Origin of the sequence: Mucilaginibacter sp. (assembly GCF_036383575.1) — a bacterium.
Classification (GTDB): domain Bacteria; phylum Bacteroidota; class Bacteroidia; order Sphingobacteriales; family Sphingobacteriaceae; genus Mucilaginibacter.
In genome coordinates, this window is the sequence record NZ_DASVOB010000245.1 from 1 (window position 1) to 11,508 (window position 11,508).

Sequence of the window (11,508 nt, forward strand, 5' to 3'; positions counted from 1 at the left end):
ATGGCTGCTGCATTGTCACAAAGGCTATCCTCCTCAATGATCTCCATTATTTTTGACGAGCGCACCATATCAACCAAACTGCCGCCCCAGGTTGAGTTTATGCGTGATGATACCTTGAACACATTATCTTCCACCTCGTCAATGCGCCTACCGGCCAAGATACCGCAAACCTGCATCTTTTTGCCGAAGGCCAGGATATCCGGACGCGCCTTTTCACCAAAATGTTCATGACACCAAAATTTGCCTGTTAAACCAACACCGGTTTGCACCTCGTCATATACCAGTAGTGCTTCGTACTCGTCAGCAAGTTCACGCAGTTTCTCTAAAAACTCCTTACGTACATGATTATCACCGCCTTCTGACTGTACAGGCTCAATTATTATAGCGCATATATCATCCTTATTATCTTCAAATGCTTTCCTGATCTGCGCTACCGATAGCTGTTCTCTTTTTAGCAAGTCTTCATGATTGGCATCGCTGTAAGGGAAATTCATATAAGGCACAGATACCCGTGGCCAGTCAAACTTGGCAAACCACTTGGTTTTATTAGGCAGCGTATTGGTAAGGCTCAATGTATAACCCGAGCGACCATGAAAAGCATGTTCAAAGTGCAATACTTTAAAGCCTTTTTCTTTGGTATAACCTTTGGCAAAGTTTTTCTGAACCTTCCAGTCCATTGCTACCTTCAGGGCGTTTTCAATGGCTAAGGCACCACCGGCAATGAAAAAAGCGTGAGGCAGGTATTCGGGGATCCCGATCCTGTCAAATGTTTCAACAAATTGGGCGTACTGTGTTGTGTATATATCCGAGTTTGACGGATTGGTTAAGGCCGCAAGCATCAGGTTCTTTTTAAACTCTTCATCATTCAGCATTTTGGGATGGTTATACCCTAAAGGTACTGAGGCAAAACAGGTAAAAAAGTCAAGCAGCGTACGGTTATATTTTGCATCGTAAATATAAACACCCTTACTTTTTTCCATATCAAAAGTGAGGTCGAAGCCATCGGCCAGTACATGCTTCTGAAGCGAAGCCTGTACATCCTGCGGAGAAACAAGTAGGTTGTACATATCAATTTGGTTTATTACAAATTTAACAAAAACCGCCTAAAATCAAAATTTAAGCGGTTTTTGAACCGATTGACAAAAAAGTAACTTTAAATTGTTTAAAGTTACTTTTTGTACCAAACTCAAAACCGGTACACCTGTTTTTATGAAAATATTTATAAAAAAAGACAGGCGAAAACTACTTTTATCGCCCGATAATAATTAAAGGCGATACTATATTCGCCTAAATCAGGCCCAGGTAAATCGCCTTTAAAAAGATCAGGCCTTTGAATAAATGGGAGTGAAAAATTTTCACACGAATTGATTTTCAAATCGGTCACAATTAATCGAATTACACGAATTTTTTATTGATGTCGATTTGAAATTCGTGTAATTCGATCAATTCGGAAAAAATGGTTTGAAAATTTCTTATCTATCCTGCTTTGATAGTTAAACACTTTTTAAAAACGATTTCTCCTAAATTGCCCGTCAGATTCAAACAGATATTTTCTTTTTAATTAATTTGGCGTTGGATGGATATTTTAATAGTAAATTCGTAACATATGCTCCTCAAGGAGCATATATAAAAACATGGGAGAACCATTACCTGCCAACCAACCGAAACCAGCCACAAAAGTAACTTTCAGCGATCTGGCCACCTGGGATCTACTTGAAGACCTGCCTGTTGCTGTTTATACCTGCGATAAGGATGGCTATATAACCTCCTTTAACAAAGCGGCTGTAAAGCTTTGGGGTAAAACACCCGAGGCTAACAAAGATAAATGGTATGTAAACTGGGAAATGTTTAACACTGACGGGCTCCCCTTAAAATCTGAAGAAACGCCCACAGGCAGGGTATTAAAATATGGCAAAGCCGTAAAACAGCAGGAAATATTTATTAAACGCCCTAATGGTACTACAAGTTATATATTGTCAAACCCCAAGCCCCTTTTTAATGAAAAGGGTGAACTAACAGGTGCAGCCAATACACTTATAGATATTACCGAACAAAAAAACGCCGAATCAAAGCAGGGTATGCTGGCATCTATCATTGAATCATCTGAAGATGCCATTGTGAGTAAAACCCTGGACGGTATCATTACCAGCTGGAATAACTCGGCCCAACGTTTATTTGGTTATACTGAGGATGAGATCATAGGTAAACACATTACGGTTTTGATACCCGAAGACCGTTACAATGAAGAAGAACTGATCATTAGTAAAATACGGGCCAATGAGCGGATAGAACATTTTGAAACTATCCGCAAAACAAAAAGCGGCGAGGAAATACAGATCTCGCTCACCATATCGCCCATCAGAAACAGCAACAATAAGGTAATAGGGGCTTCAAAAATAATACGTGACATAGGCAGGCAAAAAAAATCTGAAGAGAGGTTACAGCAATATGCCGAACGACTGGAGATCTTAAACTCAATAGGACAAGTTATTTCGGCGGAACTGGATATTCAAAATATCCTGCAAAAAGTTACCGATGCTACTACACAATTGTGCGGTGCGCAGTTTGGCGCTTTTTTTCATAACCTGGTTAATGAGCAGGGCGAATCATACATGCTGTTCACCCTTTCGGGAGCACCGCGCGAGGCATTTGAAAAATTCGGCATGCCGCGTAACACAGCAGTTTTTCATCCCACTTTTAGCGGCGAGGGAACGGTGCGGGTTGACGATATTACCAAAGACCCGCGTTACGGAAAAAATGCCCCACATTTTGGCATGCCCAAAGGACATCTTCCTGTGGTAAGTTATCTCGCGGTCCCGGTAAGGGCCAAATCGGGCAAGGTAATTGGCGGGTTATTTTTTGGGCACGAACAACCGGCCAGGTTTACTAAAGAACATGAGCAACTTGTTTTGGCCGTTGCTGCCCAGGCGGCGGTAGCGCTCGATAATGCCAAACTGTACGAGGATATTAAACAGCTTAATGAAAAAAAGGACGAATTTATAGGGCTTGCAAGCCACGAGTTAAAAACCCCGGTTACCAGCCTGAAAGGATATTTGCAGATCATCACCCGCAATCTATCGCCCGAGGATAAAAACAAGGCACTGGCCGGCAGGGCATTGGAACAGGTGGGCAAGTTAACAACCCTGATATCCGATTTACTTGATGTTACTAAAATTCACACGGGCAAACTGCCTTTTACCTATGCTGATTTTAATGTGATCAGGCTGCTTACCGAATTGAGGGAGATCTTGCAGCAAACCGAACCCTCACATCAGCTCGTTTTAAACTTGCCTGCCCAAGAATTAATTATCAACGCCGATAGCCAGCGTATTGAACAGGTGATCATTAACCTGGTAACAAATGCTATTAAGTATTCGCCCAAGGCAGATAAAGTGATCGTAGAAGCTGAAGTGATCAATAATAAACTAAGGATTTCGGTTCAGGATTTTGGCATCGGGATCCAACCCGATCAGTTGGAGCGGGTATTTTCGCGTTTTTACCGGGTCGAAAATCTGGCATCCCATATGTCGGGATTAGGGATTGGCCTGTATATCTCCCAGGAAATAGTTACCCGCCACCAGGGCAGGCTCTGGGTTGAAAGCATCTACGGCGAGGGGTCTACCTTTTACTTTGAGATCCCAATAAACACGAATGATTTGCATGACGCCTAACAATTAGAACGAATTACACGAATTATTCTGATTCGTATCAGGGAACTTGCTTTTAAACTATTGAAGGAGGATAGATAAGAAATTTTTACAAATTAATCGAATTACGCGAATTTCAAATCGGCATCAATAAAAAATTCGTGTAATCCGATTAATTGTGGCCAATTTGAAAATCAATTCGTATAAAAATTTTTCACTCCCCTTCTATTCACAGGTTTGATCATTTTAAAAGCGATTTCCCTGGCATTCATATAAATTCGAACCCATTCGTGTGATTAGCGCTATTTAAATTTTTCTTTCATCCCCAATAAGCCCCAAATGCCGCCGCTATGAATTGCCAGGATCTTGCTGCCGAGTTCAAAGTGCCCTTTGCCTATCAGGTCATATAAGGCATACATCATTTTACCGGTATAAACAGGCTCGATCAATATACCTGTGGCAGCTACAAATTGTTTAATGAAACCGATAAGCTCGTCATTTGCTTTGCCATAGCCGCCAAAGTGGTAATCTGTGTATATATTGTAATCTGTGGGCCCTGCTAAAAAACGATCTATCTCCTCCTTAATAAAACCACCATTTTTAAATACCGGGACTGCGTTGAATTTTGTTTTAAGCTGATGGTTGTTTAACCCGTTAATGATACCTGCAGCAGTTGTACCGGTACCGCAGGCACAAAAAATATGATCATGGCTTTCCGTTAGCTCATCAACCAGTTCACTGCAACCTTTGGCGCCTTCGGCAGATGCGCCACCTTCGTCAATAAAAAATGCCTGATCATCATGGCCAAAATATTGATTGAACAGGGCTGGCTTATCACGATAGCTGTCACGATCTGTAAATTGGAGTTTCATACCATGCAAACGGCATAAAAATAACGTGTCGTTATCAACCTCTTCGCCGCGTACAATACCTGTAGATTTAAAACCAAACTGTGCCGCGGCAGTTGCTGTAGCCATCAGGTGGTTGGAGTAAGCACCGCCAAAGGTTACGAGGTGTGTTTTCCCTTCAGTTTGAGCCTGTTTAAGCACATATTTGAGTTTACGCCATTTATTGCCCGATATCATGGGGTGGATCAGGTCATCACGCTTGATAAAAACTTTTACGCCATGGCTATCAAACAGAGGGCTGTTGATTTGCTGTACCGGGCTAAAAATTTCAAGATCAATGTTCATAAAATAATACGGCCTTAATGCTATTGCAATATTACGTTTAACCTACCACAAAAAACGATTACTTTTGCGCCTCAAATGGCACACGAACCCGAACTTATAGAGCAGGAAGAACAGGACTTGTACGAGCACTTACGCGTAGTGGTTGACAAGGGCCAGTCGCTTTTGCGGATTGATAAATTTTTGATGCACCGCGTAGAGAACGCTTCACGCAATCGCATTCAAAATGCTATTGAACTGGGCAATGTGCTGGTGAACGATAAAACCATTAAAGCAAGCTATAAAGTAAAGCCGCTTGATGTGATCTCGGTGGTATTACCGCACCCTCCCCGTGATACAGAAGTCTACCCCGAAAACATCCCCATCAATATTATTTATGAAGATGATGATGTACTGGTGGTTGATAAGGAAGCGGGCATGGTGGTACACCCCGGTTATAACAATTATACGGGTACATTAGTGAACGCGCTGGTATATCATTTTCAGCAATTGCCAACCTTGCCGGGTAATGATGGCAGACCAGGACTGGTACACCGCATTGATAAGGATACTTCAGGTCTGCTGCTCATCAGCAAAAATGAGCGTGCCATGAACTGGCTGGCTAAGCAGTTTTTTGATCATACCATCACCCGCAAATACATAGCGCTTGCCTGGGGCGATCTGCCTGAAGACGGCACTGTAACCGGCTATATTGGTCGCAGCGTTGCCGACAGGCGGGTAATGTCGATATATGATGATCCTGAAAAAGGCAAATGGTCGGTAACGCATTATAAAGTATTGGAGCGCATGGGGTATGTTACCCTGATCGAGTGCCAGTTGGAAACCGGTCGCACCCACCAGATCAGGGCGCATATGCGGCATATCGGTCACCCTTTATTTAGTGATGCCACTTATGGCGGCGATAAAATTTTGAAGGGTACCATGTTCAGCAAGTACAAGCAGTTTGTTGAAAACTGTTTTGAGCTGATGCCACGGCAGGCCCTGCACGCGCAAACGCTGGGCTTTTTACACCCTACGTTAAAAAAGCAGGTGCATTTTGAATCGCCCCTGCCGGCTGATTTTGAGGCCGTGCTTGCAAAATGGCGAAAATACAGTGATACAGATACGAAGCAATAGACGTTAGATAAAGAAGAGAAACAATACCCGGTAACCAAATAAGCACGATCAAATTATAATATCTACCTGTCCATGATGCCCGTATTCATCAATTTCAACGGCGAATATCTCCCTCAAAACACACCATTGCTTTCTATTGGCAACAGGGGCTTTAAATATGGCGACGGCCTGTTTGAAAGCATGCGGCTAATGAAGGGAAAACTGAAGTTTGCCGAACTGCATGCCGACCGGCTTCAACGTGGCATGAAAGCCCTTAAAATTGATGGTTATTCGCAAATGGACACCTGGTTTCTGAACGATATTGTCAATGAGCTTGCCCGCCGAAACAAAGTAAAACATGGCAGGCTGCGCCTAACCGTTTACCGAGATGCAGAAGGATTGTACACCCCTACTCAAAACAAGATGGGCTATTGCCTGGAACTAACCGCATCAGAAGAGCCACGGTATTTTTTGAATGAAAAAGGTTTGATCATGGATGTGTTTACAGAGCTACCCAAGCCATCCAATTATCTTTCAAACATTAAATCCTGTAACTCGCTTATTTATGTGATGGCAAGCTTGTACAAAACTCAGAACAAGCTTGATGATGTGTTTTTATTGAACCAAAGTGGTAACCTTTGCGAGGCCAGCAGCTCCAATATTTTCATCAATTACCAAAATCATTTATATACCCCGGCACTAAGCGAAGGCTGCGTTGAGGGCGTTATGCGCCAGGTGGTAATTAAGCTGGCAAAGGAAAATAACATTGAGATAACCGAAGCCCAGATCAACCCGGATATTTTATACGAAGCTGATGAGGTATTTTTAACCAATGCCACCCGCGGCATACAAACCGTGATGGGCTTTGGTGTAAGGCGTTATTTTAATCAGTACAGCAAAGTGCTGATGGATGAGTTGAATAAATTGTAAGCCCCAGCCAACCCTCCCCGGAAGGGAGGGCTTTTAAATATTTTTATCACGTAAACAAAAAGTCTCCCCTACCGGGGGAGATTTAGAGGGGGCTTATCTCGTGCATATTTATCGCCTCTAATATCCCATCCCAAAGCGCTATACGTGCCTGCAAAGCTTCCTTAACAGCCAAAGTTGCTTCGGCCCATTTACTGTCATCCTCGCCGCAAAGTTCGGCGGTCATTTGGTAGGCGAGTTGGGAATGGTGATCGCCATCAACTTCAATGTGGCGCTCAAGGTAATATAACAGGATATCAACCTTGCCCGGCAACTGCCGGCTTAGCTCTTTTACTATGCTCACAAACATATCAGGGATCAGGTCTTCACGACCAAAAGTGAATACGGCCGCCTGCAGGTAATCTTTATTAGTATCGATAACATCAAAGGTATGCTGCACGAAATTGCGGGCGGCTACGGGGATATTAGCAATGATCAGCGCCTCATCAATATGCTTACCGAAGTTCAGCTCATTAAACAGGTTATTGATACCCTCGGCAGTACTGCCAGCCTGCTGCATAGCGCGCAGATAGAGCTCGAAATGACTTGCGCGGTTACCTTGTTCGTCGATGTCGCTTTCTTCGCCTGCAACAATTTCATTGATCAGGTAACGGGTATTGGCATTACCTGTGGGCATCCATGGCGTAACGGTGCAAGTAAGCTTTTGCTGCAAAGCTTTTAACAGCGACATGAAATCCCAAACAGCAAACACATGGTGCTCCATAAAAACGGTAAGCTCATCAAGCGAGGTAATATTTTTATATAGCTCGTGATGGATAAGCTGGTCGCGTAAAGGCTGGATCTCGTTTTTTAAATGTGCAATTCGGTTGCTGTAATTTGCCATGTATCAAAAATTGTATGGGCAGCAAAAATAGCAAACAAGGTGATTATTAATGAAGTGATTATTTTTTTTGACGGGGTGGTGATAGGACAATAACATTGTAAACAATAGGTATCCTTTGTATATGGCAAATAAATATGTTAATTATGATAATTCGTGTTGAGCATTTCGCAATGCTGCCCCAGAGGGGCAAAAGGTTTGTAGAAAAATAAAGTAAATTTGACTGAGCACCAGAGGTGCTCAACTTAACAAACCTGATCACGAAACATGGCAAATAACAACACCTATTCCCAATTATATATCCACATCGTTTTTGCAGTAAAATATCGTCTGGCATTAATTGAGGATAGTTGGGCAGAGCGATTAAGAATGTATATAACTTCGATTATTCAAAACCAAGGGCACAAATTAATAACCATTAATAATATGCCTGATCACCTTCATTTATTTATCGGCTTAAATCCCAATCAATCTATTTCTGAAATTGTAAGATTTATAAAAAGCGATTCATCCGAATGGATCAATAAGCAAAAGTTAGCGAATGAAAAATTTCTATGGCAGGATGGATACGGAGCTTTTAGTCATAGCAGATCACAAGTTGATAAAGTGGTAAATTATATAGCAAATCAACAAGAGCATCATCAAAAAACAACATTTTTAGATGAATACAGAAGAATGTTAAATGACTTTAATATCGAATTTGATGAGCAATATATTTTCAAACTACCTCAATAGACCTGCTGATTTATGTTGAGCCCCTCTGGGGCTCTAAATAGCTTGCTGATGTTTTCTACAAACCTTTTGCCCCTCTGGGCAATGTCATTAAGTTAAGGGATTGATAGGTTGCACCAGAGGTGCAAAAGGTTTGTAGAAATTAAAAATTTGTTTGTCTTAGTGTGCCAGAGGTACACAACTCCGAGTGTTCCGTACCTCTGGCACGGTTATTTTCGGTATATGATATTACTACAAACCTGTGCCCCCTCTGGGGGATTTCCCTTAACTTAATGACATTGCCCTCTGGGGCAACTTAGCATGTTTAACAATCCAGCTGCATAAATATCACCTTATCCGAGCCTTGTAGCTTACGAGGTCACCGAGGGTCTAATCCAGTTCACTCACCCACCACTATCTTCTCCCCCATCCGCACTGTAATATCCGACCCAAGCGCATAAAAAGCCGAGACAGGCTCTTTTTCAAGATATGATTTAAATGTTTCTCCATAGAGCGCGGTTATATCCGCATCAAAAACATAATCGCGTACCAGGCCGGTTTGCTAGGAGATATGCTCAACCTGGTATTCCATCGTTTTGGTGGCGTTTAAACCGTTGTAGCCCCAGTAATGCTCCAAAATAAACTCCTCCGGGCTCCCGGGTTTGATGTCAACTAACTCATTACTCGCAGTAGCGCCAAGTTTATTCCAGCGGCCGTTAAGCTTCCACTCATATAAAAATTGAGTATGATTATCTGCACCTGCAATAATGGAGCTACGCATAGGCAAGGCACGGTAATGTTCCTTATAAAGATTGTTGGCAATAAGCGCGATCATGCTTTTGGGAACTATCTCACTGATGAAAACAGCGCCGCGCTTCCATTCGGTACCGTTATAATACCGCACATAAAAACGCAGGTTCACCTCTTCAAAATTTACATGCCATGGCCATTTGATCCCCAAAACCTGTGTATCCAGGAACATGAAGCCAACCATACTTACCAAAGCTTTTCCCTCCCAAAGGTCAAGTACCGTACCGGCAGGGATGTATGGTTTTAATATCGCGGCATCAACCTCGTAATTGAGCATTACAAGGTTTTTCCATTGTGCTTTTAGAAATTCACTCTTAGCCATAAAAAGAAAAATCCCGCCTTTTTTGAGGCGGGACTTATTATTAATGATTAGTTTTTATAATATTTCATAGCCTCGGGTATGAGGTTCTGGATATTAGCAATACGGGTAGCATCAGCAGGGTGTGTGCTCAAAAACTCGGGTTGGGCACCGCCTTTATTTTGTGCGGCCATACGCTGCCAAAAAGCAATGGCATTATGCGGGTCATAACCGGCCATAGCCATAAAAGTTAAACCTAAACGGTCGGCTTCCGATTCCTGGTTACGAGAGTAAGCCAGTAATTTAAGTTGGCTTCCAACTCCGTATAAAGTGCTTATAGCAGTTTGTGTTGCCTGCGATTGCTGGCTTGTGGCCGCGCCTACTAACTGTCCACCGCCTTGTACCAGCATTTCTTGTGAAATACGCTCGGCCGAATGACGCGCAATAGCATGGCCAATTTCGTGGCCCATAACTACGGCAAGGTAGGCATCGGTATTAGCTACAGGCAGTAATCCACTGTAAACAGCCACTTTACCACCGGGCATACACCAGGCGTTAACCTCACTGCTCTGGATCAGGTTAAACTCCCATTGAAAGCTGTACTGATCACCATAGCCATTTTCTTTAAGGTATTTTTCAATGGCTGCCGCTAATCTGTTACCAATAACTTTAACGCGTTGCGCATCGGAACCGGTGGCTACCACTTTGGTTTTAGGATCGGTAAGCAGTTGTTTATAGCTTGCCGCGGCCGACTGGTTTACTTCGGCATCGCCAACAAGGCTTAATTGTTTACGGCCGGTTAGCGGCACAGTTGAACATGAAAAGATAGCCATGACAGCTATCAGGACTAATACAGGTTTAAACTTTTTCATGATGATCAGGCAGTTGTTGCTTTCTTTTTAAAAAAATTAACTTTCGATTCTTTGCCCCTTATTAAGCGCTCAATATTTTTTTGGTGGGTTACCAGCACAAGCACACAAATGCACATGCCGTAAATTACTATCGATCGTATAGGTGTAGGAAAGATAAAAGAAACGCCTATAGGATAAGTAAAGGCAGCTGCAATTGAGCTAAGCGACACATATTTTGAGATCAGTAACACCGTTATAAATACAATAACACAGAGTAAGGCGGCATGAAAATGTATAGCCAAAATCATTCCAAACAAAGTGGCAACACCTTTACCTCCTCTAAAGCCAGCAAAGATCGGAAACAAGTGGCCCATAACAGCAGCTATCCCCAAAGCCAGCTCATAATTGGTATAAGCAGTTGAATTGATGGCACCTGTAGCAGATGCACCAATAAAGTAAGCAAAGTTAGTAGCTGCCCAGCCCTTAAATATATCAATCATCATCACCGGGATGCCTGCCTGCTTGCCAAGCACACGAAAAGTATTTGTAGCACCGGCATTACCGCTTCCGTACTCGCGTACATCCACTTTGTAAAAAGCCATACCTATCCAAACAGCCGTTGGTATCGAGCCGCACAGATAAGCCATTATAAGCGCTGTAACAGAGTAAACGGTTATCATTCTCCTGCAATATTACAAAATTGAAGCGGTAAAAGCGTTTTAATCTAAGCGCTTTTACCACTAAACTTTGCTTAATGATGTGTTATTTGATATTTTAATTACCCTATTTTACAGCTTTCAGGCTAAGGTCAAGGCTTTTAACCGAATGCGTAAGCGCACCAACAGAAATGTAATCGACCCCGCAATCGGCATATTCGCGAATGTTATCAATGGTGATGCCCCCCGAAGCTTCAGTAATGAAACGCCCCTTGATCATAGCTACGGCCTGCCGCAGGTTGTCGAAATTAAAGTTATCTATCAATATGCGGTTTACGTTACCGGTTTGCAAAACCTGCTCCAACTCATCAAGGTTACGAACCTCAATTTCAATGGCCAGTTTTTTTCCGTTATCTACCAGGTATTGATTAGCGCTTTCAATA

11 protein-coding genes are annotated in these 11,508 nt (G+C 42.6%); 4 read left to right on the top strand and 7 right to left on the bottom strand.

Annotated features, from left to right (window positions below; genetic code table 11):
• Positions 1-1,067: L-lysine 6-transaminase (gene lat, locus VF500_RS08740; protein WP_330859309.1), on the bottom strand; the 1,067-nt coding region annotated here is incomplete at its 3' end.
• Between the two features lie 567 nt (positions 1,068-1,634).
• On the opposite strand from lat, the gene VF500_RS08745 reads away from it, so the two are divergent.
• Positions 1,635-3,671 (top strand): PAS domain S-box protein, encoded by a 2,037-nt coding sequence (locus VF500_RS08745; protein ID WP_330859310.1) that lies wholly within the window; start codon positions 1,635-1,637, stop codon positions 3,669-3,671.
• A 278-nt stretch (positions 3,672-3,949) separates the two neighbouring features.
• Here VF500_RS08745 and VF500_RS08750 read toward each other — a convergent pair whose 3' ends face one another.
• A complete protein-coding gene (locus VF500_RS08750; RefSeq protein WP_330859311.1) occupies positions 3,950-4,840 on the bottom strand; it encodes a 1-aminocyclopropane-1-carboxylate deaminase/D-cysteine desulfhydrase in 891 nt (296 codons plus the stop codon).
• Positions 4,841-4,915: 75 nt separating this feature from the next.
• On the opposite strand from VF500_RS08750, the gene VF500_RS08755 reads away from it, so the two are divergent.
• Both VF500_RS08755 and VF500_RS08760 read left to right on the top strand, forming a co-directional pair.
• Positions 4,916-5,953: an RluA family pseudouridine synthase gene (locus VF500_RS08755; protein WP_330859312.1), complete on the top strand. Its 1,038-nt coding sequence runs from the start codon at positions 4,916-4,918 to the stop codon at positions 5,951-5,953.
• Positions 5,954-6,025: 72 nt separating this feature from the next.
• Entirely contained in the window at positions 6,026-6,862 is an 837-nt protein-coding gene (locus VF500_RS08760; RefSeq protein ID WP_330859313.1) for an aminotransferase class IV, read from the top strand.
• 82 nt (positions 6,863-6,944) lie between these two features.
• Here VF500_RS08760 and VF500_RS08765 read toward each other — a convergent pair whose 3' ends face one another.
• Positions 6,945-7,742, bottom strand: coding sequence for a DUF3050 domain-containing protein (locus VF500_RS08765; protein WP_330859314.1), 798 nt, complete (start codon positions 7,740-7,742; stop codon positions 6,945-6,947).
• A gap of 264 nt (positions 7,743-8,006) precedes the next feature.
• Here VF500_RS08765 and tnpA point away from each other — a divergent pair, with 264 nt between their 5' ends.
• A complete protein-coding gene (tnpA, locus tag VF500_RS08770) occupies positions 8,007-8,474 on the top strand; it encodes an IS200/IS605 family transposase (RefSeq protein ID WP_330859315.1) in 468 nt (155 codons plus the stop codon).
• 538 nt (positions 8,475-9,012) lie between these two features.
• Here tnpA and VF500_RS08775 read toward each other — a convergent pair.
• The 4 genes from VF500_RS08775 to VF500_RS08790 all read right to left on the bottom strand — a co-directional run.
• The gene (locus VF500_RS08775; protein WP_330859316.1) at positions 9,013-9,582 is read right to left on the bottom strand and encodes a DUF2071 domain-containing protein; all 570 of its coding nucleotides are present in this window, start codon (positions 9,580-9,582) and stop codon (positions 9,013-9,015) included.
• 47 nt (positions 9,583-9,629) lie between these two features.
• Positions 9,630-10,430: a M48 family metallopeptidase gene (locus VF500_RS08780; RefSeq protein ID WP_330859317.1), complete on the bottom strand. Its 801-nt coding sequence runs from the start codon at positions 10,428-10,430 to the stop codon at positions 9,630-9,632.
• A 5-nt stretch (positions 10,431-10,435) separates the two neighbouring features.
• Entirely contained in the window at positions 10,436-11,089 is a 654-nt protein-coding gene (plsY, locus tag VF500_RS08785; protein ID WP_330859318.1) for a glycerol-3-phosphate 1-O-acyltransferase PlsY, read from the bottom strand.
• Positions 11,090-11,192: 103 nt separating this feature from the next.
• The coding region (locus VF500_RS08790; RefSeq protein ID WP_414688568.1) for a nicotinate-nucleotide diphosphorylase at positions 11,193-11,508 on the bottom strand (316 nt) is incomplete at its 5' end.